This window comes from Nocardioides sp. NBC_00368 (assembly GCF_036090055.1).
GTDB lineage: Bacteria > Actinomycetota > Actinomycetes > Propionibacteriales > Nocardioidaceae > Nocardioides.
This window is the reverse complement of record NZ_CP107970.1, coordinates 4,158,391-4,185,193: the sequence shown is the minus strand read 5'-3', so window position 1 is coordinate 4,185,193 and position 26,803 is coordinate 4,158,391. Positions and strand designations below refer to the sequence as shown.

Here is a 26,803-nt window from a genome sequence, read left to right as displayed (position 1 = left end):
AGATACCTCTCGGGTTGCTGGGGTTGATCAGCCGGCGGGTTCGCCAGCGGGTTGGCCGGCTGGGCGGACGGTGGTGGGGCGGTTGCCGGCGCCGCGGCCGTTCACGCCAGGGGACACCAGGAGGCGTTGCGTCCCCGCGAACGCGAGGTCGATCCCGACGGCGAGCACGGCGAGCACGATCGCGCCGGCGACCACCTGGTCGTACTTGAGCGTGGCCAAGCCGTCGAAGAGATAGCGGCCGAGGCCGCCGAGACCTGCGTACGCGGCGATGGTCGCGGTCGAGACCACCTGGAGCGACGCGTTGCGGAGGCCGCCGATGATGATCGGCAGCGCGATCGGGACCTCGACCCGCCAGGCGATCTGGGTCTCGGTCATGCCCACACCTCGCGCCGCGTCGACGGTCGTGTCGGCGACGGCGCGGACGCCGGCGTACGTGGTGGCGAGGATGGGCGGGATGGCGAGTACGACCAGGGCGATCGTGACCGGGACCAGGCCGATCCCGACGAGCGCGAGCGCGAGCATGAGCACGCCGAGGGTCGGCAGCGCGCGGCCGGCGTTGCCGAGGTTGACGGCGATCAGCGCGCCGCGTCCGGTGTGGCCGATCAGCAGGCCGATCGGAAAGGCGATCGCGGTCGCGATCGCCAGCGCGAGGAAGGTGTAGCCGAGATGTTCGAGGATGCGCTGAGGGAAGCCGTCGGGGCTGGTCAGCGACCAGTTGGCGGCGTCGAGCAGGTAGTCGAGCGTCATCGCGCACCTGCCCGCGACCACGGGGTGAGCCCGCGCTGGAGGGCGACGATGAGGACATCGGCGATGACCGCGAGCGTGACCGAGAGGACCAGTCCGATCACGATCGGCGGCAGGTAGAAGCCCAGCTGGAACCCTCGGGTGAAGAGCTGTCCCAGGCCGCCGATGCCGACCAGCGCCGCGATGCTGACCATGCTCACGTTGGCCACGGTCGCCACCCGCAGGCCGGTCATGATCACCGGCATCGCGAGCGGGAGCTGGACCGCGAACCAGCGGCGTACGGGTCGATAGCCCATCGCGGTGGCGGCCTGCAGGACGGTGGGGTCGACCGCGTCGAGACCGTCAGCGGTGGTGCGGACGAGCAGGGCGAGCGAGTAGAGCGTCAGCGCGACGACCACGTTGAGCGGGTCGAGGACGCTGGTGCCGAGGAGACCCGGGAGCAGCAGGAGCAGGGCCAGCGACGGGACCGTGTAGACCACGCTGCCGGTGGTGAGCGCGATGTGGCGCACCGGGACGTAGCGGTGGACCAGGGCGCCCAGGGGCAGCGAGAGCACGAAGGCGATCGCCACCGGCAGCAGGGCGAGCCAGATGTGCTGGACGAGCGCGGTGAGAACGTCGTCGCCGTTGGTGGCGAGGTAGCTCCAGAGACCGCTCACCCTGCCTCCCCCGACGAGGCCGGCACAGCTGACGAAGCGGACGAGGCCAGGGCCGCCAGGCGCTCCCGCTGCTGGGAACGTACGTTGCCCGCCAGGTCCTCCAGCAGGAGGAGGCCGTCGGCGCGACCTTCGGCATCGACCCGCACCGCGGCGCCCGCGGGCGAGAGGATGGCCAGATCCGCGACCGTACGCAGGTTCGCACCGTCGCGGAAGGTGCCCTCGGTCGGGAGGAGGCCGTCCGGCCCCCGCCAGCCCAGCGGCCTGCCGTCGGCGTCGACCTCGAGCGTGAGCCCGTCGACGCCGTGGTCGATGGTCTTGAGCGCGATCTCGTTCCCGTCGGCGAACGAGAGGCCGCGGAAGCCACGGTCGCGGCCGACGAGCGAGGCCACGAAGTCGTCGGCGGGCGAGGCGAGGATGTCGGCCGGAGGGGCGAACTGGGCGGGTCGGGCGCCGTTCGCGAGGACGGCGACCTTGTCACCGAGCCGGATCGCCTCGTCGATGTCATGGGTGACCAGCACGATCGTCTTGCCGAGCTCGCCCTGGAGCCTGAGCAGCTCCTGCTGGAGGCCGTCGCGTACGACCGGGTCGACCGCAGAGAACGGCTCGTCCATGAGCAGCACCGGCGGGTCGGCCGCGAGCGCCCGGGCCACGCCGACACGCTGCTGCTGGCCGCCGGAGAGCTGGGCGGGGTAGCGCTTGCCGAGGTCGGACGAGAGCCCGACCCGCTCGAGCAGTTCGAGCGCGCTCGTGCGTGCGTCCCGGCGGGAGACGCCCTGCAGGATCGGGACGGTGGCTACGTTGTCGAGGACCGTGCGGTGCGGAAAGAGCCCGGCGCCCTGGATCACGTAGCCGATCTCCCGGCGCAGCTGCGCCTCCGGGCGGGTGGTGATGTCGTCACCGTCGATCAGGATCCGGCCGGATGTCGGCTCGATCATCCGGTTGATCATCCGCAGCGCGGTGGTCTTGCCGCATCCCGACGGCCCGACGAACACGGTGATCTGACCGGTCTCCACCGTCAGGGTGAGGTCGTTCACGGCAACTGTGCCGTCCGGATAGCGTTTGGTGACGCCCTCGAACTCGATCACAGCCACCGCTCCTGTCTGTCACTCGCCGTCTGCGGACGCCGTTGCACAAGATCTTCACCCTGCCAGATCATCGAAAGGAACAGAAGGTATTAAACGGATAGTCAAACTGCGGTTTGCCTGGCCGTACGACCCTCGGTCCTCGATGCTTGAAATGTGCCACAGATGCCCCGCTTCGTCCGCCACCGGGACACGACGCCCCAGATGTCGCCGCATCCGTCTTCGATCGCAACGACGTCGACGTACGCCGCATTCCGGATGATCGCGATCGACCGGGAATCGGTTCAGTCCTCCAGCGGACGCAGCTCGTCGGCGTAGGAGACCGAGACACGGCGCATGACGCCGTCGTCGCTGATCGCGTACTGCCCCATCCGCCACAGCGGGGGCGAGTAGGCGTGGATCGAGGTCGAGCCGTCGATCGCGCCGCTCATCCGGTGGATGTGGTCGGGGCCGAAGCCGAAGCTGCGCCCCGCGCCGATCTCCCGCTGCGCGGGCTCGCCGCCGAACCTCGGCTGCTGCTCGACGACCGCTCCGTGCGTCACCGCGACCGCGCCCGAGGAGATGTCGTGGTCGTGCCAGCCGGTGTCGTCGACGGTGTTCCAGCACAGCAGCCAGACGTCGATGTCCTTGTCACGGTAGAGCGAGACGTAGTGGCGCCCACCGGTGTCGTGGCGCACCAGGTGCTCCCACAGCTCGGGGCGCGCGGCGAGCTCGTCCACCCAGGCGCGGAGCTCGCCGGGGGTGAGGGCCCGGCCCGGCAGAGCGGGCAGGTCCGCGGCGCTCAGCACCGTGTCGACGGTCGGTTCGGTGACGGTCATCGGTCTCCTCCGGTGAGCAGGTGGTGCGGGTTGGCGACGAAGATCGCCCGGCTCAGGGCCTCGCCGAGGCCGGGCTCGAGCGCGGGGTCGATCGGCTCGGCGTACGGTCGGTCCGAGCCGTTGACCAGCGGGTCGACTCCGACGACACGTGACATCGCGTCGATCGCCTGGGTGCCGTAGGACGAGGTCTCGTAGTAGACGTGCCGGTCGATCGCGCCGAAGCTCCCGCCGCGCTGAGCGAGGCGCTCGTGGTGGAGCGGCGCGAGTCCGGCCAGCGCCACGAAAGCGATCCGCAGCTTCGGGAGCAGCGACCTGCCGGCGACGTGCCAGGAGTGCCACGCCGCGCTCTGCTGAGCGACGTACGAGGTCAGCGCGGGCCACCAGCCGGGCAGCTCGACGTGGCCGGTCGTGGCGTCGGCGGGTCCGGGATGCACGAGGACGGGCAGGTCGGCCTGCTCGGCAGTGGCGAGCACCGACGCGAGGGCCTCGAGCGCGGAGGGGGTCGCCAGGGCCGTCGCCGGCACCTGGAGGCCGTGGACGCGGTCGTTCTTCAGGACCGTCGCGAGATCGTCGAGGTCCGGCTCGACGAGCCCGGGCGCCGCCCAGAGCCCGTAGTCGGCGGGGAGGTCGTCGGCGAAGCCGTGCCAGGCGTCCAGCAGCCGGCGGGACTGGTCCGGCACGAGCGACTCGATCCCCAGCGGGCTGGAGAGCGACAGCAGCACCAGCCCGTCCTCCCGCGCCGCACGACCGGCGAGGTCATGATCCGCGGGATCGACAGGGTAGGGCGGCTCGCCGTCGAGATGCAGCACCCAGCCGTCGAGATAGGGAGGCCGCCGTCGGCGGCGCAGCTCCTCGACCAGTGCCGGCGACCACAGGTGCTGGTGGACGTCGACCGAGCGATTCATGAGTTAAGTCAATAAGATTAATCGTGATTAAGCAAGCCTGCCCGCCGGTGAGGCACCATGGCCGGATGACCGACATGAACACCCAGATCCTGCTCCGCGCCCGCCCGGTCGGCGAGCCCACCGCCGACGACTTCTCGATCGTCACCTCCGAGGTCCCGACGCCGACGGAGGGAGAGGTGCTGCTGCGTACGAAATTCCTCTCGCTCGACCCCTACATGCGCGGACGGATGAGCGATGCGCCCTCGTACGCCGAGCCGACCGCGCTCGGTGACGTCCTGCCGGGGGCGACGGTCGCCGAGGTCGTCGAGTCGCGGGACCCGTCGCGGCAGGTGGGCGACCTGGTGCTGGCGTACGGAGGCTGGCAGTCGTTCTCGGTCGCGCCGGCCAGGCACACCCGCCGCCTCGACCCGTCCGCCGCGCCGGTCTCCACCGCACTGGGGGTCCTGGGGATGCCGGGGTTCACGGCGTACGCGGGGCTGACCCAGATCGGGCGGCCCAAGCCCGGCGAGACCGTCGTCGTCGCGGCGGCGACCGGCCCGGTGGGCGCCACGGTCGGGCAGATCGCCAAGATCCTCGGCTGCCGGGCGGCGGGGATCGCCGGCGGGCCGGAGAAGGTGGCGCACCTGACCGAGCTCGGCTTCGACGCGGCGCTGGACCATCGTGCGCCCGACTTCAAGGACCAGCTGAAGGCGGCCGTCCCGGACGGCATCGACGTCTACTTCGAGAACGTCGGCGGGCACGTCTGGGACGCGGTGCTGCCGCGGCTCAACAAGTTCGCCCGGGTGCCGGTCTGCGGTCTGATCGCCCACTACAACGACACCGCCGCGCCGGAGGGGCCCGACCGGGCGCCCGGGCTGATGCGGCACGTGCTCAACAAGTCGCTGCTGATCAGGGGTTTCATCCAGACCGAGTTCGTCCGTGACCACGAGGAGCGGTTCCTCGCCGAGGCGACCGCATGGCTGGCCGAGGGCAGGCTCCGCTACCGCGAGGACATCACCGAAGGACTCGAGAACGCGCCCGCCGCGTTCAACCGGATGCTTCGTGGTCAGAACTTCGGCAAGACGGTGATCAAGGTCTGACCGAGCTCAGGCCGTCGGCGCAGCGTCGCCGTCGGTGGTCTCCGGCGCGGTCGTCGCTCGGCTGGCGATCTCCTCCTCGGTGGCGCCCGGCTGGAGGGTCTCGTAGCCAGTGGTGCCCGCCAGGCTGCGTACGAACTCCCGCAGCGCCAGGTCGGTCGGCATCGCCGCGTCGTCCTCGAACTCGGCGATGCAGTCGTCGATGATCTGCTCCTGCATGCTCGCCTCGAGCGTGGTGCCGTAGACGTCCTCCATCGCCTTGCGGCTGGGCGCGGTCAGGGTCTCGGCCGTGGTCACGTCGACGGGGTCCGGAGTCGGAGTCGGCGTCGGTGTGGGAGTCGGGGTCGGGGTGGGCTCGCTGGTCTCCCCGTCGCCGGGGTCCGTGCCGTCGGTGGGCTCGGTGGTGGGGTCGCCGCTGGGCTCGGTGGTGGGCTCCGTCGAAGGGTCGGGCTCGTTGTCGCCGGAGCCGCTGTCGGACTCCACCGGCTCGGCCGGCACCGGGGTCTTGTCGGCGCCGTCGGTGTCGGCGTCGGGCTTCGTGACGTTGTTCGAGGTGCGCGGGAGTGCGGACACGTTCGGCTTCATCGTGGAGGGCGATCCGCCGTCCACGCTCGGCGATCCCGGGAACTCCCCGTTGCGGTACTGGTCGGCGATCTTCAGCACCGCCTCGACGTACGTGTCGCTCTGGTTGTAGCGGTAGACCGCGGCGTTGGCGCCGGAGTCGGTGCTGACGTCCTCGGTGCCGGCACACAGGAAGGCCGCCGTGGCGACGGCGGCATCGTCGATGTCCTGGGGGTCGCGGCGGTTGTCGCCGTCGCCGTCGGTGCCGGCGAAGGTCCAGGTCGAGGGGATGAACTGCATCGGGCCGACCGCGTGGTCGTAGACGGTGTCGTGGTCGTAGAGACCGTTGTCGGTGTCGCGGACCGCCGCGTAGTTGCCGGCGCCGTTGAGCTGTGGGCCGATGATCGCGGGGAGGGCGAGGCCGTTGGAGTTCAGCTCGCTGCCGCCGAAGCGGCCGTGGTTGCTCTCGACCATGCCGATCGCGGCGATCAGCGCCCAGTCGATGCGGCAGGAGGCGTCGGCGTCGTTGAGCACGGTGGCCGCGCGCTGGTAGGCGGCCAGGGCGACCGGCGGGATGGACAGCTCCTCGGCGTTGGAGGCCAGCCTCACCGCGTCGGTCGGGGTCAGGTTCTTCACGCCGCCCAGGCCGTTGGCGATGCCCAGCGGGTCCTGGAGCGCGCCCGGGTCGGGCAGCTCGGGCCGCTGATGACCGGTGTCGAGGCTGCCCTCGTCGGGGGCCATGACGGCGAACGCAGCGGTCAGCGCGACGGCAGCCACGGCCCGAGGCCCGAGGCTGGTCAGCGCAGCTGTGCTGATGCTTCTGGCCCAGAACTTTCGGGGTGCTTTGGTCATGCCGGTCTCACCTCATCCACGCGTGGGGGACGTGTACGTCTCCTGAGCCTACCCAGGTATTCCACTTCGGCGCCTGGCAATAAGAAATCCACCCTTTATGGTGATGAATCGCAACGGTCGTGCCACCTGACGTTGGGCTGGTGTTCCACGGCTCGCCGCCTGGTCTCACCTTCGGGCTGTCACGGTGTAGGGCATGACTGAACGGACGCGTCTGTGGATGGTTCCGCTGGTCGCGGCCGCGGGTTGGGGCGTCGGATTCCTGCCCCAGCTCGTCCAGCCGCAGCCGCTCCTGCTCGCCCCGATGGTCGCCGAGCTGGTGTCGTTCACCCTGCTCGCCGCCGCGCTGGGCGGGCTCGCCGCCGGGCTGCGCCCGGACCGCCGGCTGCTCAGCGCCACCCTGGCCGGGGCCGGTGTCGCAGCTGCGGCACTGCTGGGGCTGACGCTCGCCGCGGGGCCGGCGGCGACCAACCCGAGGATGCTGACCCACCTGGTCGTCGTCGCCGCGGTCACGACGGTCGCGGGTCTCGCCGCCGGGATCGCGGCGAGCCTCGGGCCCTGCGTGCTGCGGGCTCCGATGCTGGCCGCACCGGCCGTCTGTGTACCGCTCTGGCTGGACGGCATGCTCCCCGGCGAGCTGCCGTCGTCGGTGATCGACGCGCTCCTGGCGGCCGCGTTGGTGACCGTCCTGGTGACGTCCGTACGCCGCGCCGTCGACGTCGTCGCCTGGGTGCCGGCGTGGATCCTGGGCTGGGCGATGCAGACGCTGCTGACGGTGCTGGTCGCCATCGGCGTACTCATCCAGGAGGGCCGCTCGCTCGACGCCGGGCTGCTCTCCTCACACCTGGTCTACTTCCACGAGCGCTGGAACGAGCCCGCCGTGCACTACCCGGCCGGGTGGGCGCTCGCCGGTGTCCTGGCACTGGCGCTGGTGGCGTGGCGGCTGCGTGACACCCTTCGGGTGTGAAACGGACGCTCATCACCGGAGGCACCCGCGGCATCGGTGCCGCCATCGCTCATCGCCTGGCCGCTGACGGCCACTCGCTCGTGCTCGGCTACCTGTCCGACGAGGCATCCGCCGAGGCGACGCGGGACGAGATCCGGGCGCTCGGGGTCGCCTGCGAGATCGTGGGCGCCGACATCACCGCCGACGCCGGGATCGCCGCGCTCTTCGAGGCCGCCGGGCCGATCACCGGCGTGGTCAACAACGCCGGCGCGACCTACCGCTACGCGCCTCTCGTCGACACACCTGCGGACGAGATCCGGAAGACGTACGACGTCAATCTGGTCGGACCCACGCTGGTCGCCCGGGCGGCGGTGTCCGCGCTGGCCGAGGGTGGCGTGATCGTCAACATCTCCTCCGGCGCCGCGACCCTGGGATCGCCGGGAGAGTACGTCCACTACGCCGCTGCCAAGGCCGGGATCGACGCGCTCACCAAGGGCCTCGGGCTCGAGGTCGCCGCGCTCGGTATCCGGGTCGTCGCGGTCGCCCCCGGACTCACCGAGACCGACCTGCACGCCGCCACCGGTGACCCCGGCCGGATCGAGCGGATGGCGCCCCAGATCCCGATCGGCCGCGCGTCCTCACCCGACGAGGTCGCCGAGGCGGTCGCCTGGCTGATGAGCGACAAGGCTTCGTACGTCACCGCGACCACGCTGCGGGTGGCCGGCGGGCGGTGACGTCACCGGCTCGAGGTCGTGCCCGTTCTCGGCAGTCCCGCTGCGGGTACGAGCGGACGTGACCACCGATCGCGTCATTGGTTACATCTCGCTCGTGTCGCGCGACGGGGCTTGCCGAATGGCCCACAATCTCCTCATGAGGCCCCAGGTGGTCGCGCATCGCGGCGCCAGTCATGAGATCGCGGAGCACACCCTGGCTGCGTACGTCGCGGCCCTGGATGCGGGTGCGGACGCCTTGGAGTGCGACGTACGCCTGACGATGGACGGCCATCTCGTCTGCGTCCACGACCGGCACCTGCGCCGGATCGGCGCGCGTGGGCTGGTCTCGGAGATGACCCTCGCCGAGCTGCAGGCGATCGACTTCGCGGCCTGGAAGAACGGGTTCTGGGACGGCGAGGACGAGGCGCCGGACCGGGACATGCGCGGCGTGCTCACGCTGCACCGGCTGCTGAAGGTGGTGCGGGACTACCCCCGGCACGTCGAGATGGCGATCGAGACCAAGCACCCGACGCGCTACGGCGGGCTCACCGAGGGGCGGCTGGTCGACGTGCTCAACGACTTCGGCTGGGCGGGCCCGGGCAGCCCGGTGCGGGTGATGAGCTTCTCCTTCACGGCGCTGCAGCGGGTGGAGCGGCTGGCCCCGGGTGTGCCCCTGGTCCAGCTCATCGACCGTGCCGCCAACTGGTCGCTCCTTCGGCACGCGATCGGTCCCGACTGGTGGCTGGGCGCCGGGATCGAGATGCTCACCGCCCACCCCAAGCTCGCCCGGCGGCTGGCGTCGAAGGGTCGCAACCTCCACGTCTACACCGTCAACACCGAGGAGCAGCTCAAGCTCTGCCTCGACCTCGGGGTCAACGCGGTCATCACCGACCGTCCGGGGTTCATGCTGGAGCTGCTCGGCCGCTGATCCTCGTGTAACACGCTGTTCGTAGGTCTATCCGGTCGTTCTGAACGGGCGACCAGTCCCACGAACGACGTGTTACATGAGGCAGGGGCCCGGCAGGTTAGGGTTTGGCCGTGGCCAAGAAGTCCCGAGTCAAGAACCGTCAGGCGGCTGCGGCCCCGACGGACGGTCCCAACCCGCGCGCGGCGTGCCCGTGCGGGTCCGGCAAGCGTTACAAGGCGTGCCACGGTGCCGCCGGCGGCGCGTTCGTGGGGCGCCCGTTCGAGGGCCTGCCGGGTGAGTGCGACCTGGTCGCGCTGCGCGAGCTGGTGCCCTCGGCGACGGTGTCGCTGTCTGTGAAGGGCTATGAGTCGACCCCGGTCACGCTCGGCACCCTGCTGCCGGGCGCCGCGCCGGCGATGTCGCGTGACTCGGGCGAGGTCTGGGCCGGGCTGCAGGTGCAGCACAACTACGGCGACGTGTCGCGTGATGTGGCCGCGGCGCTGCTCCAGGCGCTGGAGAGCCGCACCGCGGGCGAGTCCGGCATCTTCGGTCTCACCTCCGCGCCGGGCGCCGGCCCGCGGTTGCAGGACATCGTCACCAACGAGTCCCTGGACGTCACCGTCCACGAGGGCTTCGACTGGTGGCTCGGCGACGTCGAGGACAAGGGCGACTTCGAGCACGCGCTCGAGCACGCCAACGAGTCGGTGATGCCGACCGAGCGGCTGACCTCGGTCGAGGCTGCGTACTGGACCTCGGTGGGCTCCAAGGAGCACCTGCGCTGGGTCATGCCCGAGCCCGAGGACGCCCTGCTCACCGCGCTCGCGCGGCTGCACGTGGCCGGTGACGACGTGATCGTCCCCGACGCCCGTTTCGTCGGCATGTTCCGCGCCCATGGTCTGCTCGCCCCCGTCTGGGACCTGCCGGTCGGCACCGGTGCCGAGGCGCTCGAGGAGCCGGCGGTCGCCTTCAAGAAGCTGCTCGACGAGGCGCTCGCCGACGACTCCGAGATCACCCCCGAGGTGCGTTCGGCTCGCGCCGGGCTCGCCAATCGTCAGGTCACGATCCGCTGATGTGTGGATGCTGACCGAGGTACCTCGGTCAGCACTCACCTCCTTCGTGGAGTTCCGCGAGGGCAGCGACCGTTCACCGAGTTACCTCGGTGAACATTCACCGCTCGACCGGCAACCACAGCTCGCAGGACGCGTACGTCTCGGTGAGCTCGAGGTAGCGCAGGACGGAGGGGCCGGGACGGAGCCGCCACGGGTTCGACGGGAACCAGTCGGTCGCGGTCGCCGCCCAGAGCTGCTGCAGCGTCTCCGGGTGCGGGCCGCTGGCGGCGAAGACCGCCCAGGAGCCGGCCGGCACCGTGATGCCGTCGAGCCCCTCGGGCACGGTCGCCGACGGGGTGACGGCGACCCCGTGCAGGTAGGTGATCATCGTCCCCTCCGGCGCATCGGGCGACGGGGAGTCGGTGACCGCGAGGATGCCGCGCGGGTCGGTGTCGTTGAGCTCCTTGAGCCGAACGTGCTCCGCCGGCTCGAGAGAGGCGATGTGTGCCTGGATGTGGGGGTTCACGCCCTCGTAGATCAGCGGAACCTTGGCGGCGTGGCCGACGAGCCGCAGCTCGGGCATGTCGTTGATGGTGACGTCCATCGGGGTGCTCCCTTCGACGCTCAGGCGGAACCTGAGCGTGGGTTGTGTGCGTAGCGGACCACCGGAACGGCGTACGTCGGCGGGAGCCGTTCCGTGCACCGCACGGAACGCGCGCCCGAACGCCTCGGTCGAGCCGTAGCCGTAGCGCACCGCCACCTCCAGGAGGTCGGGGGCGCCGGCGACCAGGTCGGCCGCGGCCAGGGTCATCCGGCGGCGGCGTACGTACTCGGACAACGGCATCCCGGCCAGGGCCGAGAACATCCGGCGCAGGTGGTATTCGGTGGTGCCGTGGTCGCGTGCGACCCGAGCCACGTCCACCTCGCCGGCGAGCCCGTCGTCGAGCTCTGCCTCGACCAGGTCGACCAGGGTGTTGAGCGTGCCGATCATGTGGTCCTCCTTTCGCCGTCAAGCCTGGCTCGGGAGCACCCCTCCGGGCCCGACTTTCCTGGCCCGGTTCAGTCGGGCGGGTTCAATCGGATGAGGACCGTAGCCGGAACGCCTGCAGGCGGGAGTAGCCCTTGACGCTCGTACGCCGCATCTTCTCGACCTGGAAGCCCTCGACGCCCTCGAGCGCGGCCGCCGCGTTCTCGTCGATGACCACCGACGAGGGCCGGGCGACCGTCGTGAGGCGTGCGGCGATGTTGACCGTCGGGCCGAACACGTCGCCGAGCCTGAGGACCACGTCGCCGTAGGAGATGCCGGCCCTGACGTGAGGAAACGCGCTCTCCTTGGCTTCCCCGAGGGCCGCCAGCTCCAGCGCCGTCCGGGCGGCGGAGGCGACGTCCTCGAAGGTGAAGAACACGCCGTCGCCGAGATACTTGATCACCCGGCCGCCGTGCTCGACGACGACGTCGGAGCAGGTGTCCTCGAACTCCTCGACCCAGTCGACCAGCTCCTTGTCGCTGAGCCGCTTGGAGCGGGCGGTGTAGCCGACGATGTCGAGAAACCCGACCGCCAGCGGCACCGCGGACGCGTCCGCGACGGTGAGCATCCGTCGCGCCGCGCTGACCAGGTGGCGCCGCCAGACGTAGTCCTGCAGCGACTCGACCAGCGGCAGCACCTGCGCGGTCAGCGCGACCAGGTCCTCGACCTCGTCGCCGCCCCGCTCGCGGGCGACCTCGGCCAGCAGCGACGTCTGCCACTCGGCCAGGCGGGCGTAGGAACGCCCCCAGGTCCGCACGAGGGCGGCCTGCCGGTCCTCGCTGAGCACCCCGAGACGTACGAGCTCCTGCGTCATCCGCAGCGCCTCGACATCGGCCTCGGTGAAGGCGATCTCGTCGTCGCCCGCGTGCGGGAAGCCGAGGTGGTGCCAGAGGTCCTCGGCGACCTCCATGGGCACGCCGACCGCACCCGCGACGTCGGCGCGGGTCAGCGTGGGCGTCTGGCCGAGGACGAAGGACTCGACCACGGCCAGCGCTTCGGCCAGCTCGATGTCGGCCTCACGGCTGCGGCCCTGGTCGAGGCCCTCGTCGGTCTGGTCGTCGAGCGTCAGGAGCCGAACCTGTCCTTGGCGACCTTGTCCAGCGCCCTCGCGAACGACGGCATCTCCACGGAGAGCTGCTGCAGCTTGTCGGCGCTGAGGTGGATCAGGTCGAGCGGCGTGAGGGCGACGATGGAGGCCGTGCGCAGCGAACCGCGCATGATCGCCGCCTCACCGATGATGTCACCGGGACCGCACTGGGCGATCTCCTCCTTGTCCCGGCGGACCGAGACGGTGCCGTCGAGGATGATGTAGGCCTTGTCCGGCGGGGTGTCCTCCCAGATCGGCGACCAGCCCTCCGGCAGATGCACGCGGGTGCCGGTGGCGCTGATGTGCGCGATCTCCTTGGGCGTGAACATGGAGAAGAACGACTCGGTCACGAGGTTTTCCTTCGGTCGGCTGTGGGGACGGTCACATGGACAACGACTTTCCTACTGGCGAGTTACCCCCGGTGGGTCATCCCAGCGGGTCGCGGGCGATCGGGCAGCTCATGCATCGCGGACCGCCCCGGCCGGAGCCCAGCTCGGAGCCGGCGATCGCGATGACCTCGATCCCGGCGGCCTCCAGCGCCTCGTTGGTCTGCGTGTTGCGCTCGTAGCCGACGACCACACCCGGCGCCAGTGCCAGAGTGTTGTTGCCGTCGTCCCACTGCTCGCGCTCGGCAGCGACCGGGTCGAGGCCGGTGTCGACGTGGTGGAGCTTGTCGATACCCATCGCCTCGGCCGCGACCTCGAGGAACGGACGCGGGGCCGCGATGTCGACCTGGTCGGTCTCGCCGGCCGGCGTGACGGCGTACGCCACCAGCGAGTCGACCGCGTTCGGGTAGATCACCATCTTGTCGGTGTTCACCAGCGTGGCGATCGTGTCGAGGTGCATCGTCGCGCGCTCCTGCGCGATCGGCACCGCGAGCACGGTGTGGGCGAGGCCCTCCGCGAAGACCTGGCGCGCCAGCCGCTCGGCGCCTGCCGGGGTCGTACGCTCGCCGACACCGACGGCGACGACGCCGGGAGCGAGCAGGAGCACGTCGCCACCCTCGACGTGCTCGAGGTGGGAGCCGTGCAGCCGGGGGCTGGAGCGGAACCGCGGGTGGAACTGGTAGATCAGCTCGGTGAGCGCGGTCTCGCGCTTCCGGGCCGGCATCGCCAGGCTCGTGACGGTCGCGCGGTCACGGATCCAGACCGACGAGTCGCGGGTGAAGAGCAGGTTCGGGAGCGGGTCGATCAGGAAGTCGTCGTGGGCGAGGAGGCTGGTGACCAGGCCGTGGCCGCCGCGCACCTCGTCGTTGCGGATGCCCGCGGTCAGGTGGTCGGTGAGCTCGGCCGGTCCCGCGTCGGCGAGGGCGCCGCTGAGGTAGTCGCGCAGGGTGTCGCCCAGGGTGAGCGAGCCCAGCACGTTGTCGAGCGCCAGCTTGCGGGCCTCGGGCACCTCGAGGGTCTCGGTGAGCAGGTCGGTCAGGTAGAGCACCTCGACGTCGCGATCCCGCAGCGCCGCCGCGAAGGCGTCGTGCTCGTCCTGTGCCCGCTTCACCCACGGAATGCCGTCGAAGAGCAGCTTGTCGTTGTTGCGCGGTGTCAGCCGGGTCAGCTCCCGCCCGGGTCGGTGGAGCATTACCGTACGCAGCCGTCCGACCTCGCTGTCGGCGCCAAGTTCAACCATGTCGGCAGCCTAGGCGACGGCCTCTCAGGCGAACACCTCGACCAGCGTCAGGATGCCCAGGACGAGGCACACGAGGGCTCCGACGTAGTGCAGGACGTGCAGCTTGATGAACCGGAGCAGCGTACGTCCCAGCAGCACCGCGAGCCCCGACACCGTCAGCAGCGCGGCCCAGGAGCCGATGAAGACCGAGACCGGCTCGTGGTAGCGGGCCACCAGCGAGACGCTCAGCAGCTGGGAGAGGTCGCCCCACTCGGCCGCGAAGAGGACCATGAAGCTGGCCAGGACCTGACGGAAGCCGCGTACGTCCTTCGCCTTCTCGGCGAACTCGCTGCCGTCCTCCTCGCTCGCGGTGCCGTGGTGGCGGCGCCCCTCGATGAGCAGGAGCACGGCCCCGGCGAGGAACAGCAGGGCCGCGACGACGTGGATCACGTTGGTAGGCAGGAGTGTCGCCACGCCGCCGATCGCCACCGCGATGAGCGTCTGTACCGCAAACGCGGCGCCCACACCGAGCCACACGAAGATCGGCCGGTACTTCGTCGACAGCACCAGCGTCGCCAGGAACGTCTTGTCCGGCAGCTCGACGACGAAGATCGCGGCGAAGGCCAGCGCGATGACGGTGATGTCCACGGGGTCATGGTCGCACTCGGCGGGGCGGGGATGTTCGTCTAGGTATGCAGGCGAACAGTCGCTCCCCTGGTGGAACTCCACGAGGGATGCGGATGCCCGGCTACATACCTAGACGAACCGCCAGCGCCTTGGCCGCCGCCAGCACGTCGATCGCCGGTCGATCGAGCGCAGCGGCGGCGCGGGCGACGTCGTCCCACTCGGGCTGCAGGTTGACGATCTCGCCGTCGAGACGGGCGGCCTTGACGGCGACCGGGTGTCCGCCGACGGTCACGGTCAGCATCTCGCGGGGCAGGGCGTGCTTGACGACCTCGTGCTCGCGTACGCCGATCGTCGAGGTCTCCCGGAAGAACACCCTCCGGACCGCGTCGGCGGCGTCGGGACGGGTGAGAGCGTGGAGCGTGTAGGCGGGGCGGCCCTTCTTCATCAGGATCGGGGTGGCCCAGGCGTCGCGTGCGCCGGCCGCCAGCAGCGCGTCGATGGCGCCGGGCATCAGCCGCGGCTCGAGGTCGTCGATATTCGCCTCGATGACGAGCTCGGTCGGCGCACTTTCCCGCCATGGCGGGAAGATGCCGCCTCCGGCCGCCGGATCCGCCCGCACATCCCCGCCATGGCGGGATTCTGCCCCCGCCCGCACCGCCGCCTCCCCGACCAGCAGCCGGATCGCGTTCGACCAACCCTCCGGGTCGCGGCCGCCGGCGCCGACCCCGACGGCGCGGGTCACCATCGGCGGCTGGTCGCCCCACGAGGTGGCGAGGGTGGTGAGCAGCGCCGCCCCGGTCGGGGTGCACATCTCCATCGACGGATGCCCGGGAGGCCCCGCGAAGGAAGGTACGCCGGTGAGCAGCCGTGCCACCGCCGGCGGCGGCACCGAGAGGGTGCCGTGAGCGGCCCGGACGGAGCCCGACCCGACCGCGACCGGAGAGACCACGACGTCGGTGGCACCCAGGTGCACGAAGCCGGCACAGACCCCGACCACGTCGGCGATCGCGTCCAGCGCCCCGACCTCGTGGAAGTGGACCTCCTCGGGGGAGATCCCGTGGACGGCCCCCTCGGCGACGGCGAGGCGCTCGAAGACCCGTAGCGCCAGGTCGCGCACCGCACCGTCCAGCGAGGCGTCGGTGAGCAGCGTCCGGACGTCGGTCCAGGTGCGGTGATGGACCGAGTCCGCGATCGAGACATGACACCGGGTCGCGGCCAGGGCGCCACGGCTCACCTGTTCAGCAGCGAGATCCACCGGCTCGGGAGCCACCGCATCCACCGCGGAGGCGATCACGGGCAGCGGCACGCCGGCGCCGAGCAGCGCCCCGAGGAGCATGTCCCCAGAAGCCCCGGACGACGCGTCGACCCAGACGACGCTCATCCAGCCCGCCGGGCGATCCGCGCCGCCGCGACGCCGGCCCCGTAGCCGTTGTCGATGTTCACCACGGTCACGCCGGGAGCACACGAGTTGAGCATCGCCAGCAGCGCGGCCAGCCCGCCGAAGGAGGCGCCGTAGCCGACGGACGTCGGCACCCCGATCATCGGCACCCCCACCAGACCGCCGACGACCGAAGGCAGCGCGCCCTCCATCCCCGCGACAACGATCAGGCAGTCGGCGTCGTCGAGCCGGTCGCGTACGGCCATCAGGCGGTGGATCCCGGCGACTCCGACATCGGTGATCCGCGAGACCCCGGCGCCGTGGACGCGCGCAGTCAGCGCCGCCTCGGCCGCTACTGGCCCGTCAGAGGTCCCGGCGGCCACGACGCAGACCCGGCCCTGCGGGGTCGGAAGCGGCCCGAGCGTGACGGCACGGGCCTCGGCGTCGTGGACCGCCGACGGCAGCTCGGCCGCGACGAGAGCAGCGGCCTCGGCGGAGACCCGGGTGGCCAGGACCGCGCGCGTGGGGTGGGCACGGTGCAGCCGGGCGAGGATCGCGACGACCTGCTCGGGGGTCTTGCCATCGGCGTACACGACCTCCGGGTCACCCGTGCGCCGCTCACGGTCGAGGTCGACACGGGCGAACCCGAGGTCCGCGGTCGTCTCCTGGTCGGGCATCGCTCAGAACCGCGCCGGGTCGGCGGGGTAGACGCCCAGCAGCTTCACGTCGGTGGTGAAGAACGCCAGCTCCTCCAGGGCCCGCTTCAGCCCCGGCTGGTCGGGGTGGCCGTCGACCTCGGCGAGGAACTGGGTGGCGGTGAACTTCCCGTCCACCATGTAGGACTCCAGCTTGGTCATGTTGACGCCGTTGGTCGCGAAGCCGCCGAGCGCCTTGTAGAGGGCCGCCGGGAGGTTGCGTACGTTGAAGATGAACGAGGTCACCACCGGACCCTGGTCGGCGGGTGCCTGGATGAAGTCGGGCGAGAGCACCACGAAGCGGGTGGTGTTGTGGTCGGCGTCCTCGATGTCGGTGGCGAGCACGTCCAGCCCGTAGATCGAGGCGGCCAGCGGCGGGGAGATCGCGGCCATCGTCGGGTCGCCGGCCTCGACGACCTCGCGCGCGGCACCGGCCGTGTCGCCGGAGACGACCGGCGTGAACCCGTGCTCCCGGATGATGTTGCGGCACTGGCCCAGCGCGTGGACGTGGGAGTGGACCGTACGGATGTCGTCGAGGTGAGCGCCCGGGAGTCCGAGCAGGTGGAACCGGATCCGCAGGTAGTGCTCGGCGATGATGTGCAGGTTGGACTCGGGGAGGAAGTGGTGGATGTCGGCCACCCGTCCGGCGAGGGAGTTGTCGATCGGGATCATCGCCAGCGACGCCTCACCAGCCTCGACGGTCGCAAAGACGTCCTCGAAAGAGGCGCACGGCACCGACTCCAGCTCGGGGTAGTGGCGCTGACACACCATGTGTGAGTTGGACCCTGGTTCGCCCTGATAGGCGATGCGATGTGGCTCGGACACAGCGACAGTCTAGATTCGCCCGTTGTGCTCGCTCTTGCCATTCTCAGTCTGCTGACAGCAATCGCCTCCCTGGTGCTCGCCGGGGCGGCCTGGCAGAAGACGAAGGACGTACGCCGCCCCGACCCCGCCGCCGTCGAGTCGCTGCCGACCGACGTCGCCGGTCTGCGTGCCGAGGTCGCGGCCCTGCGGGCCGAGTCGGCGATGAACCTGCGCCACCTCGCGGTGGTGCGCTTCGACGCGTTCGGGGATGCCGGTGGACACCTGAGCTGGTGCCTTGCCCTGCTCGACGACAACGGCGACGGCGTCGTGCTCACCTCGATCCACGGCCGCACCGAGGCGAGGTCGTACGCGAAGAGCATCAGCGGTTGGACGTCGTCCCAGCTGATGTCGCCCGAGGAGACCGAAGCGGTCCAGCAGGCGAAGCCCAAGAGCTGATCCGGAGCTGATCCAGGGCGGCTGATCCGGCCGAAAACGACACCGGCACGCTCGGGCGTGGCGGGGGAACCGTTCCGAGCGTGCCGGTTTTCAAACCCGGGCTGCGGGTGGGACGGCCCGGGAGTCGAACACTGGTCGCGGGGGATTTCCGACCAGTGTGTGGGTCTTGCACGTCGCCGGCCGGAGTCAGGCTGAGCCCGATCGGGGACGCCGACTGGGCTCACGCCGAGTCGTGTCAGACACCTTATGAACATTTACTGATCAACAAGACATCGCTGTCGGCGCGTCGGGTCGGATCGGCACGAAAATCGATGCCAGACACGCTGAAAAAGCGCTTGATCCGGGACTTTGTACCCGGATTCCCGGGACTTTTGCCCTGCTGGCGTGTCGTTCAGAATCGGGACCGAATCGGGACCGCGTTTCAGCGTGGCACGCGAACGAGCAGACGCCCGGGCAGGCACTGCATGCGCAGCTCGCGACCCTCGGAGATGGTGTCGCCGTCGAGCTGGCGGGGCTGGTCGTGGTTGGTCCGGATCACGACGGTGGCGCCGGTCATCCGGTTGACCAGGTTGTCGGTGCGCGGCCGCTTGCTCAGCACCCGGAACGCGAGCGGGAGCCAGGACCAGAACCGCTGCGGATAGAGCAGCACCACGTCGACGAGCCCGTCGTCGAGCGCGGCCGCCGGCAGCAGCGGCATGTTCGCCTGGAGGTAGCCGACGTTGCCGACCACGACGGTGCGCGCCCGGTGCCGGGTGAACTCGCCGCCGTCGACGGAGATCTCCAGCCGCATCGCCGGGAACATCAGGCTCTTGAAGGCGGAGAGGACGTACGCCATCCAGCCGATCTTCTTCTTGATGTCCTCGTTGACGCCGCTCATGATCGCGGCGTCGAAGCCCATCCCGGCCATCACCAGGAAGTTGGTGTCCTCGAGGTTGTCGCCGGATACCTCGACCAGGTCGATGGCCTGGTCCTGCCCGGTGAGCGCGACGTCGATCGCGGCGCGGATGTAGAGCGGGATCGACAGGTTGCGGGCGAGCAGGTTGCCGGTGCCGCCGGGGACGATCCCCACCGCGATCCCGGTTCCTGCCAGGGTGGAGCACACCTCGCGTACGGTGCCGTCGCCGCCGCACACGAGCACCAGGTCGGCGCCCTCCTCCTGGGCGGCACGAGCCATCCCCTTGCCGGGGTCGTCGACCGTGGTCAGGTGCCAGGTCGGCGTCTTCCAGCCGGATTCCTTGGCCATCGTGGTGACCATGGTCTTGAACTGCTCGACGGACTCGACCTTGATCGGGTTGAGGACGACCGCGATCTTCCGGTTGCCCCGCACCGAGTCAACCAGCGGCCGCCGCCCCAGTGCGTGCGAAGCAGGAAGCGGCGTATAGAGCGCCATGCCGAGGAAGACCGCGCCGGCGGCGAAGGCGATCCCGCCGAGCACGTCGGAGGGGTAGTGGCGGCCGAGGAAGACCCGATCCGCCGCGACGAGCACGACCAGCAGCGTGAGGCCCGTGTAGGCGAGACGGCGGATGCCGCGGCGGCGTACGAACATCGTCACGACGACCGTGATCACGCCTGCCAGGACCGCCATCCCGGTCGTGTGACCAGAGGGGTACGCAGGCGACTCGTGCAGCCACGAGGCCAGCTGCCACTCCGGCCGGTCCCGGTCCACGAGCTGCACCACCCCGCGGCGTACGACCAGGGTGACCACGACGACCCCGAACACGTAGACCGCGGCGCGCACGTACTTGCGGAACAGCCCGGCGGCGACCAGGAAGGCGACCCCGACCGGCAGGTACCACTCGGTGACCACCTCGACGATGTGCCAGAAGTCGAGCATCCAGCCGTGCTCCGCCGTCACCGCCGCGGCGTCGCGGCCGAGCGCGTCGAACGTCGAGACCGGCGGCCATGCGTTGATCGCCGCGATCCCGATCAGGGCGCACAGGGCGAACAGCGAAGCCGCCCAGAGCAGCAGGGCACGGCGCGAGAGGTCAAGCACGATGAGTCAGTATGCGCGAAACGGCTTCCACACAGTGAATGAACGGACTGGTCAAAAGCCGAGGCAGCACCCGGTTGTCAGCGCTAACCTTCGCTATCCGCGCGTGATTCGGGTCGGCGTCGGCATCCCTCGGTCCTTCATCGTTGTGAGGTCTCTCTCATGCGCTCTCGCGTGTCCTCGTACGCCCTTCTCGGGCTCTTGTCCGTCCCCGCCGTCGCCCTCGGCGTCGGTGGCCTCCTCGCCGGCTCGGCTGCTGCGACGGAGGGTGAGTGCGGCGGCAAGCCCGTCACCGTCGACCTCGCCGTCGAGGGTCAGGTCGCGACCGATGGTGACGATGTGATCTCAGTGCCGGCAGGTATGGCCGTCGATGCGCTGGCGGGCAACGACACGGTCTGCGTCCAGGGCGAGGGCACTGCAAACATCGTCGGGGGGTCGGGCGACGACACGATTCACCCCCGCTACGGCAACCGGGTGGACGCAGGTGCCGGCAACGACACGATCAGCGGCGACTTCTACACGCTCTCCGCGGGTCCTGGAAATGACGTCATCCACGCCGGCAGGCAGCCAGGGCTCGGCTTCCTCGCCGCCAAGGGAGGTGACGGCGACGATATGTTCTATGCGGGGTCCACGCGCAGCGCCTTCAGCGGCCAGGACGGCGCTGACACGTTCTTCGGTGGCCCCGCCGACGACTACGCAGCCGGCGGTGCCGGAGACGATCGGCTCTACGGCGCGGACGATGACGACATCCTCGAGGGTGGCGGGGGAGTCGACCTCGTCGAGGGCGGTGCCGGTGACGACTACCTGAAGGGCGGGGCGGACGCTGACACTCTGCTCGGCGGTGGAGGTGCGGACTACATCATCGTGAAGGACTTGGACGCCGCTGGGGATGCCATCGACGCTGGTTCCGCTGACATGGCGGTGGACGAACTCGACCTCGGTCCTGATATCGACTTCACCTCGTCGGCGACAGGCATCGAGCTCGACATGGCGTCCGGCGCTACCAGCTGGGGAGCCAGCATGGTCGGATTCGAGTCCGTGGTCGGCACGGATCACGCCGACCGGATCAGCGGCACCGAAGGTGACGACACGATCAAGGCCAGCAACGGTGACGACCGTGTTGACGCGGGCGCGGGAGACGACATCATCGATGGCGGCGCCGGCAATGATGCGGTCGGCGGCGGCGCCGGCAACGACACGCTGAGCGATGGTGACGGAGAAGACGTCGTTCACGGCGATGCCGGAGACGACACGATCAAGCCGAGTGGGAACGGCTCGAACGACTACGATCAGCTGTTCGGGGACGGCGGACACGACAACATCACTGGTGGCGATCGGGACCTCGACATCATCCAGGGCGGTGACGGCAACGACACCCTCAGCAACGGGGACGGAGCGGCCAGCATCCTCGGGGGTGCCGGCGACGACGCGATCACGCTCGGCGGGAGGTCCTCCTCGGTCGCTCACGGCAACGACGGCAACGATGTTCTTCGCGTGGGTGACATCGGCGGCTCCGTCTATGGAGATGGCGGCAACGACACCATCTACGGCGGCCCGACCTCGCTCGATGCCGAAGGCGGAGCGGGAGACGACAAGATCTACGGCGCCGCTGCCTGGAACCGAATCAACGGCGGCCCCGGGAACGACCTCATCGAAGGTGGGGCGGGCAATGACACCCTTGTCGGCGCCGATGGCCGGGACACGATCCGTGGCAGGGGAGGCGCTGACCGGATCTACGGTGACCACGACTACTGGAGCCCAGAGGTCGGCGGCGATGACGTCATCGACGGCGGTGACGGAAGCGACCGGATCACGGCAGGCTTCGGGAACGACACCATTTCCGGTGGCGCCGGGAACGATGTCGTCGACGGCGAGCTGGGCAACGACACGATCAGCGGCGTCGACGGTGACGACACCCTCACCGGATCCACCGGAAGCGATCGGATCACAGGTGGCAGCGGCAACGACCGGCTCAACGGCAACTACGGCAACGACCGGATGGACGGCGGCAGTGGCAACGACACCCTCTCGCCTGGCGACAGCAGCGACACGGTCATCGGTGGGACCGGCACGGACACGATCAGCTATCAGGGTTCGATCAACGTACGCCTGAGCCTGGCCACGACCGCCGCGCAGAGCACCGGCGGCTCCGGGACCGAGACGGTCACCCAGGTCGAGAACATCATCGGCAGCTCGTATGCCGACCGCCTGGTCGGCACCTCCGGCCGCAACGTCATCAGCGGCGGTGGCGGCAACGACACGATCTTCCCCGGGCATGGCGACGACACCGTCAACGGAGGGTCGGGATCGGACACGATCAGCTATGCCAACGTGGGCGTCGGCGTACGTGTCTCGCTCGCCACCGCGCTTGCGCAGAGCACGGGTGCCGGCAAGGAGCGGATCTCGTACGTGGAGAAGCTCGTCGGCACGTCGCGGGCCGACGTGCTCAGGGGCAACGCTTCGGCGAACACGATCACCGGTGGTGGCGGGGCTGATGTCATCTACGGCGGCGCGGGCGGAGACAAGCTCTACGGTGGCGACGGGCCGGACAAGCTCTACGGCGGGGACGGCGCCGATCGCCTCTACGGTGGCCCCGGCCGTGACTACACCTCCGGCGGCCCCGGGCGCGACTACATCTCCAGCTGACTCTGACTGTTCACCGCGACAGCTCGATACCGAAGTGATCGGAGGGCTCGAGTCGACTAGCCTTGCCGCATGATCGACCCGCGCATCCTCCGCGAAGACCCCGACCGCGTACGTGCCTCGCAGGAGCGCCGCGGCGCGTCCTCCGACGTGGTGGACCGGGCGCTGTCCGCGGACAGCGCTCGCCGGGCGGCGATCGCGGACTTCGAGGCCAAGCGGGCCGAGCAGAAGCAGATGGGCAAGAAGGTCGCTCAGGCCAAGGGTGAGGAGAAGCAGGAGCTCCTGGCTCAGGTGAAGGACCTCGCGGTCGCGGTGAAGGAGGCCGAGGCGGCGCAGAACGTTGCCGAGGAGGAGTGGAAGAAGGCCCTCAAGGGCATTCCCAACCTCGCCGACGACGCCCCGGCCGGCGGTGAGGACGACTTCGTCGTGATCGAGACGGTCGGCAAGCCGCGCGACTTCGAGGCCGAGGGCTTCGAGCCGCGCGACCACGTCGAGCTCGGCAAGATGCTCGGCGCGATCGACCTCGAGCGTGGCGCCAAGGTCTCGGGCAGCCGCTTCTACTTCCTGACCGGCGTGGGCGCCGAGCTGGAGTTCGCGCTGATCAACCTGGCGATGGAGCAGGCCCGCGAGGCCGGGTTCACCCAGGTCATCGCGCCTGCGCTGGTGCGCCCGGAGGCGATGGAGGGCACCGGCTTCCTCGACCAGGTCGACGACGGCGTCTACAAGATCGAGGACGACGACCTCTACCTCGTCGGCACCTCCGAGGTGCCGATGGCGGCCTACCACGCCGACGAGATCCTCGACCCCGAGACCCTGCCGCGCCGCTACGCCGCCTTCTCGTCGTGCTTCCGCAAGGAGGCCGGCTCGGCGGGCAAGGACACCAAGGGCATCATCCGGGTCCACCAGTTCGAGAAGGTGGAGATGTTCGTCTACACCACCGTCGAGGAGTCGTACGCAGAGCACCAGCGTCTCCTCGAGTGGGAGAAGGCGTTCCTGGACAAGCTGGAGCTGGCCTATCAGGTCATCGACGTCGCCGCGGGCGACCTCGGTCCGAGCGCGCTGCGGAAGTTCGACTGCGAGGCGTGGATCCCCACGCAGGGGAAGTACCGCGAGCTCACCTCGGCGTCCAACTGCACCACCTTCCAGGCACGCCGCCTCGACATCCGGGCGCGTACCGAGAGCGGCACCACCCCGGTCGCCACCCTCAACGGCACGCTGACCGCGATCACCCGCGCCATCGTCGCCGTCCTGGAGACCCACCAGCAGGCCGACGGGTCGGTGCGGGTGCCGAAGGCGCTGCAGAAGTGGCTCGGGCGCGAGGTCCTGGAGCCGATCCAGAAGTGAGCACGACCGAGAGCAGCACCGCGCGGCCGGGCGAGGCCGCCTGGCACCCGAAGCTCGTCGCGCTCGACATCGACGGCACCCTGCTGCGCTGGATCGAGGGCACCGGCACGACCTCCGAGGCACTCTCGGACAAGGTGCGCGACGCGGTCCGCCGGGCGTACGACGCCGGGGCGCACGTGGTGCTCTCCTCGGGCCGCTCGGCCCACTCGATGACCGGGATCGCCGACCTGCTCGGGCTTCCGGACGAGGGTGCGGAGCGCTTGTGGATCGTCGCGTCCAACGGTGCGGTGGTGCTCCGCTACCCGCCGGTGGACGTGGTGCACGAGGAGACCTTCGACGCTCGCGCCGCGGTCGAGAAGATCATGGAACGACGTCCGAACGTCCTGGTCGCGGTGGAGAACCGAGGCCTGGGCTACCGGTTCAACCGGCCGTTCCCCGAGGGTGAGCTCGACGGCGCCCACCTGATCGCCCCGATCGAGGAGATGGTCGCCGAGCCGGTCTCCCGCGTGATCATCCGCGACCCCGACGCAACGCCTGAGGACTTCCTCGCCCTCGGCCGCGAGCTCGGTCTGCACGGCATCGACTACGTCGTCGGCTACACCGCCTGGCTCGACCTCACCCCGGTCGGCGTCTCCAAGGCATCGGGCCTCTCCTACGTCTGCGACCAGCTCGACCTCGAGCCCGCCGACGTACTCGCCATCGGCGACGGACGCAACGACGTCGAGATGCTCGAGTGGGCCGGCCGCGGAGTGGCCATGGGCAACGCTCCCGATGTCGTCCAGGAGATCGCCGACGCGGTGACCGCCCACGTCGCCGACGACGGCGCGGCGCTGGAACTCTCCCGCTGGTTCTGAGATTGCTGTTCTGAGAGTCTTGGCGCTCGTGACTCTTCCCACCACCATCCTCACCGAGCGGCTGGCGCTGCCGCTGTGGAACCGCGCCGACGTCGATGCCATCCGTGACACGAACGGCGACCTCGGCCGCCCGCAGTGCTGGCACCCGCAGTTCCCGCGCGTGGACGATCGCGACGCGGCGACCATGTGGGTCGAGGGCGACCCGTGGAGCTCCCGCTACATCGTGCGCAACGGCACCGTGCTCGGCTCGATCGGCTTCTTCGGACCGCCCGACGCCGCGTCCGACGGCACCCCGGAGACCGAGGTCGGCTACGGCCTGGTCGAGGAGGCCCGCGGCTGGGGTTTCGCGACCGAGGCGCTCAGGGGGCTGCTCGCGTGCGCCGACGAGCAGGGCGTACGCATCCGGGCCTCTGTCGAACCCACCAACGCGGCCAGCCTCCGTGTGCTCGCCAAGTGCGGGTTCACCGAGCTCCGTGGCGCCGACGAGGACGGGCATCTGGTGATGGCCCGGCCGGTGCCCGGTGGCAGAATGAAGGAATGAGTACGCCGAAGCTCGTCGCCACCGACCTGGACGGCACGTTGGTCAGAGCGGACGGCTCGGTCTCGGACTTCACCCGTGACGTACTCGTGAAGCTCGAGGAGATCGGCGTGCCGGTCATCTTCGTGACCGGCCGGCCGCTGCGCTGGACCCGTGAGCTCTTCGAGCACATCGGCAGCGTCGGCCTGGCGATCGTGTCCAACGGTGCGCTGGTCTGGGACGTCGCCACCGATCAGCCGCGGCTCACCCGTCTGATCGAGCCCGCCCTGACCGCCGAGGTGGCGGCGACGCTGGCCGCCGACCTGCCCGGCCTCGTCTTCGCGACCGAGTCGCTCGAGGGCTGGTCGTGCGAGCCGGCGTTCGCGACCCACACCTCCGACGCCCTCCGGCCCGCCAGGCGGGTCGCACCGATCGAGGAGCTCGCCGACGAGCCGCTGATCAAGCTGCTGGCCCGGCGCCACGACGACGATGACGCCGACGAGCTGCTCGCGGCCGCGGTGGCAGCCGTCGGTGACCGGGTCAACGTCACCCACTCCTCGTTCCCGCTGCTCGAGATCAGCGCTCCCGGGGTCACCAAGGCCTCGACGCTGGAGCTGGTCTGCACCGAGCTCGGGATCTCCGCGACCGACGTGATCGCCTTCGGCGACATGCCCAACGACCTGCCGATGCTGACCTGGGCAGGGACGTCGTACGCCATGGCGGACGCCCACCCGAGCGTGGTCGAGTGCGCGTCACATCTCGCGCCCGGGCACGAAGATGACGGTGTCGCGCTGGTCCTGGCTGGAGTCTTCGGCCTGTGACTGGTTTGATCTTCGCCATGCGCCGCGTCCCCCAGTTCCTCGCTGCCCTCGCTCTTGCGGTGACAGCCGTGGTCACGACGAGCCCAGCCCCCGCCTCCGCGGCCCCGGTGACGGCCCCCGCGAAGTGCCCCGCGTTCAAGCTCAGCGACGCGGTCAAGGAGCCGCTGGTCTTCCACGCGCGGGTGACCGGCCCCGGCAAGGCCACCCGGAAGGGCGGCCCGGTCGTCTACCCCGTGACCGTCGTCAAGGCGCTCAAGGGCGTCATCAGCGGCAGCAACCTGCAGGTCACCCTCAACACCGGGCCGTGCCAGCGGAAGTCGCTGACCGCCAACGAGGACTACTACTTCTTCGTGCAGCAGAAGGGCGACACGATCCTCGCCGCCGGCAGCTCGCCGCGTGTCGAGGAATACACCGACAAGCTCCAGGCCGAGATCGCCAAGGAGTTCCCGGAGGCGATCGCCCCCGAGCCTCAGCAGGTGAGCTTCAGCGAGCCGGCGTCCCCCGAGGGCGCGAAGCTCGTCGAGGTCGCCGCCCCGGGGGTCGTGCTCGTCGTCGTCGGCCTGCTCGGCCTGATCATCGTGATGATTCTGGGGCGACGCCGGTCGGCCTGACGGCCTGGATGTTCGTCTAGGTATGCAGCCGAACCGTC

At 70.2% G+C, this 26,803-nt stretch carries 26 protein-coding genes and 1 pseudogene; 12 read left to right on the top strand and 15 right to left on the bottom strand.

Translation table 11 applies throughout. The annotated features are described in order from the left end of the window. Positions 1-27: 27 nt before the first annotated feature. The 5 genes and pseudogenes from OG984_RS19915 to OG984_RS19895 all read right to left on the bottom strand — a co-directional run bounded on the left by OG984_RS19915 (position 28) and on the right by OG984_RS19895 (position 4,205). Positions 28-747, bottom strand: a complete 720-nt coding sequence (locus OG984_RS19915) for an ABC transporter permease (RefSeq protein ID WP_328527934.1) — start codon at positions 745-747, stop codon at positions 28-30. Then, entirely contained in the window at positions 744-1,400 is a 657-nt protein-coding gene (locus OG984_RS19910) for an ABC transporter permease (RefSeq protein WP_328527933.1), read from the bottom strand. The genes OG984_RS19915 and OG984_RS19910 overlap by 4 nt, the downstream gene beginning before the upstream one ends. Positions 1,401-1,762: 362 nt before the next feature. Beyond that, a pseudogene (locus OG984_RS19905) lies at positions 1,763-2,485 on the bottom strand (ABC transporter ATP-binding protein); the annotation flags it as partial. A gap of 281 nt (positions 2,486-2,766) precedes the next feature. Continuing rightward, positions 2,767-3,300, bottom strand: a complete 534-nt coding sequence (locus OG984_RS19900; protein ID WP_328527931.1) for a cysteine dioxygenase — start codon at positions 3,298-3,300, stop codon at positions 2,767-2,769. Next, complete coding sequence (locus OG984_RS19895; protein WP_328527930.1) at positions 3,297-4,205, bottom strand: amidohydrolase; 909 nt, start codon at positions 4,203-4,205, stop codon at positions 3,297-3,299. Before OG984_RS19895 ends, OG984_RS19900 begins: the two co-directional genes overlap by 4 nt. A gap of 65 nt (positions 4,206-4,270) precedes the next feature. Here OG984_RS19895 and OG984_RS19890 point away from each other — a divergent pair, with 65 nt between their 5' ends. Continuing rightward, positions 4,271-5,284: an NADP-dependent oxidoreductase gene (locus tag OG984_RS19890; RefSeq protein ID WP_328527929.1), complete on the top strand. Its 1,014-nt coding sequence runs from the start codon at positions 4,271-4,273 to the stop codon at positions 5,282-5,284. 6 nt (positions 5,285-5,290) lie between these two features. Here OG984_RS19890 and OG984_RS19885 read toward each other — a convergent pair whose 3' ends face one another. After that, positions 5,291-6,694 carry a lytic transglycosylase domain-containing protein gene (locus OG984_RS19885; protein ID WP_328527928.1) on the bottom strand — a complete coding sequence of 468 codons (1,404 nt, stop codon included), beginning with the start codon at positions 6,692-6,694 and terminating at the stop codon, positions 5,291-5,293. A gap of 193 nt (positions 6,695-6,887) precedes the next feature. Here OG984_RS19885 and OG984_RS19880 point away from each other — a divergent pair, with 193 nt between their 5' ends. From OG984_RS19880 to OG984_RS19865, 4 genes are all read left to right on the top strand, one after another. Beyond that, complete coding sequence (locus OG984_RS19880) at positions 6,888-7,658, top strand: hypothetical protein (protein ID WP_328527927.1); 771 nt, start codon at positions 6,888-6,890, stop codon at positions 7,656-7,658. Continuing rightward, on the top strand, positions 7,655-8,371 hold the full coding sequence (locus OG984_RS19875) for an SDR family NAD(P)-dependent oxidoreductase (RefSeq protein WP_328527926.1): 717 nt from the start codon (positions 7,655-7,657) through the stop codon (positions 8,369-8,371). The genes OG984_RS19880 and OG984_RS19875 overlap by 4 nt, the downstream gene beginning before the upstream one ends. Positions 8,372-8,507: 136 nt before the next feature. Next, complete coding sequence (locus OG984_RS19870) at positions 8,508-9,278, top strand: glycerophosphodiester phosphodiesterase (protein WP_328527925.1); 771 nt, start codon at positions 8,508-8,510, stop codon at positions 9,276-9,278. A gap of 110 nt (positions 9,279-9,388) precedes the next feature. Beyond that, positions 9,389-10,327, top strand: coding sequence for a DUF5926 family protein (locus tag OG984_RS19865; RefSeq protein ID WP_328527924.1), 939 nt, complete (start codon positions 9,389-9,391; stop codon positions 10,325-10,327). Between the two features lie 97 nt (positions 10,328-10,424). Here the strand turns inward: OG984_RS19865 and OG984_RS19860 are convergent, their stop codons facing one another. The 8 genes from OG984_RS19860 to OG984_RS19825 all read right to left on the bottom strand — a co-directional run bounded on the left by OG984_RS19860 (position 10,425) and on the right by OG984_RS19825 (position 17,550). Beyond that, positions 10,425-11,297 (bottom strand): AraC family transcriptional regulator, encoded by an 873-nt coding sequence (locus OG984_RS19860; RefSeq protein WP_328527923.1) that lies wholly within the window; start codon positions 11,295-11,297, stop codon positions 10,425-10,427. A gap of 82 nt (positions 11,298-11,379) precedes the next feature. Beyond that, positions 11,380-12,318, bottom strand: coding sequence for an adenylate/guanylate cyclase domain-containing protein (locus tag OG984_RS19855; RefSeq protein WP_328527922.1), 939 nt, complete (start codon positions 12,316-12,318; stop codon positions 11,380-11,382). An 80-nt stretch (positions 12,319-12,398) separates the two neighbouring features. Continuing rightward, the gene (locus tag OG984_RS19850) at positions 12,399-12,770 is read right to left on the bottom strand and encodes a cyclic nucleotide-binding domain-containing protein (protein ID WP_008355922.1); all 372 of its coding nucleotides are present in this window, start codon (positions 12,768-12,770) and stop codon (positions 12,399-12,401) included. A gap of 76 nt (positions 12,771-12,846) precedes the next feature. Beyond that, positions 12,847-14,046 (bottom strand): arginine deiminase, encoded by a 1,200-nt coding sequence (locus tag OG984_RS19845; protein WP_328527921.1) that lies wholly within the window; start codon positions 14,044-14,046, stop codon positions 12,847-12,849. A 24-nt stretch (positions 14,047-14,070) separates the two neighbouring features. Further along, the gene (locus OG984_RS19840) at positions 14,071-14,673 is read right to left on the bottom strand and encodes a TMEM165/GDT1 family protein (protein ID WP_328527920.1); all 603 of its coding nucleotides are present in this window, start codon (positions 14,671-14,673) and stop codon (positions 14,071-14,073) included. Positions 14,674-14,773: 100 nt separating this feature from the next. Then, positions 14,774-16,033, bottom strand: a complete 1,260-nt coding sequence (gene larC, locus OG984_RS19835) for a nickel pincer cofactor biosynthesis protein LarC (RefSeq protein WP_328527919.1) — start codon at positions 16,031-16,033, stop codon at positions 14,774-14,776. Next, a complete protein-coding gene (gene larB, locus OG984_RS19830; RefSeq protein WP_328527918.1) occupies positions 16,030-16,707 on the bottom strand; it encodes a nickel pincer cofactor biosynthesis protein LarB in 678 nt (225 codons plus the stop codon). The genes larC and larB overlap by 4 nt, the downstream gene beginning before the upstream one ends. Positions 16,708-16,710: 3 nt before the next feature. Further along, positions 16,711-17,550 carry a prephenate dehydratase gene (locus tag OG984_RS19825; protein ID WP_165110078.1) on the bottom strand — a complete coding sequence of 280 codons (840 nt, stop codon included), beginning with the start codon at positions 17,548-17,550 and terminating at the stop codon, positions 16,711-16,713. A gap of 24 nt (positions 17,551-17,574) precedes the next feature. Between OG984_RS19825 and OG984_RS19820 the strand changes: the two genes are divergently transcribed. Further along, positions 17,575-17,985: a DUF4446 family protein gene (locus OG984_RS19820; RefSeq protein ID WP_328527917.1), complete on the top strand. Its 411-nt coding sequence runs from the start codon at positions 17,575-17,577 to the stop codon at positions 17,983-17,985. 421 nt (positions 17,986-18,406) lie between these two features. Here OG984_RS19820 and OG984_RS19815 read toward each other — a convergent pair whose 3' ends face one another. Then, positions 18,407-19,978 (bottom strand): diacylglycerol kinase family protein, encoded by a 1,572-nt coding sequence (locus OG984_RS19815; RefSeq protein ID WP_328527916.1) that lies wholly within the window; start codon positions 19,976-19,978, stop codon positions 18,407-18,409. 159 nt (positions 19,979-20,137) lie between these two features. Here OG984_RS19815 and OG984_RS19810 point away from each other — a divergent pair, with 159 nt between their 5' ends. From OG984_RS19810 to OG984_RS19785, 6 genes are all read left to right on the top strand, one after another. Further along, entirely contained in the window at positions 20,138-22,621 is a 2,484-nt protein-coding gene (locus OG984_RS19810; protein WP_328527915.1) for a calcium-binding protein, read from the top strand. Between the two features lie 69 nt (positions 22,622-22,690). Continuing rightward, positions 22,691-23,962 carry a serine--tRNA ligase gene (serS, locus tag OG984_RS19805; RefSeq protein WP_328527914.1) on the top strand — a complete coding sequence of 424 codons (1,272 nt, stop codon included), beginning with the start codon at positions 22,691-22,693 and terminating at the stop codon, positions 23,960-23,962. Continuing rightward, entirely contained in the window at positions 23,959-24,816 is an 858-nt protein-coding gene (locus tag OG984_RS19800; protein ID WP_328527913.1) for an HAD family hydrolase, read from the top strand. The genes serS and OG984_RS19800 overlap by 4 nt, the downstream gene beginning before the upstream one ends. Before the next feature lie 28 nt (positions 24,817-24,844). Next, positions 24,845-25,357 (top strand): GNAT family N-acetyltransferase, encoded by a 513-nt coding sequence (locus OG984_RS19795; RefSeq protein WP_328527912.1) that lies wholly within the window; start codon positions 24,845-24,847, stop codon positions 25,355-25,357. Next, positions 25,354-26,154 (top strand): HAD family hydrolase, encoded by an 801-nt coding sequence (locus tag OG984_RS19790; protein WP_328527911.1) that lies wholly within the window; start codon positions 25,354-25,356, stop codon positions 26,152-26,154. The genes OG984_RS19795 and OG984_RS19790 overlap by 4 nt, the downstream gene beginning before the upstream one ends. Then, on the top strand, positions 26,151-26,765 hold the full coding sequence (locus OG984_RS19785) for a hypothetical protein (protein WP_328527910.1): 615 nt from the start codon (positions 26,151-26,153) through the stop codon (positions 26,763-26,765). The genes OG984_RS19790 and OG984_RS19785 overlap by 4 nt, the downstream gene beginning before the upstream one ends. The last annotated feature ends 38 nt before the right edge of the window (positions 26,766-26,803 follow it).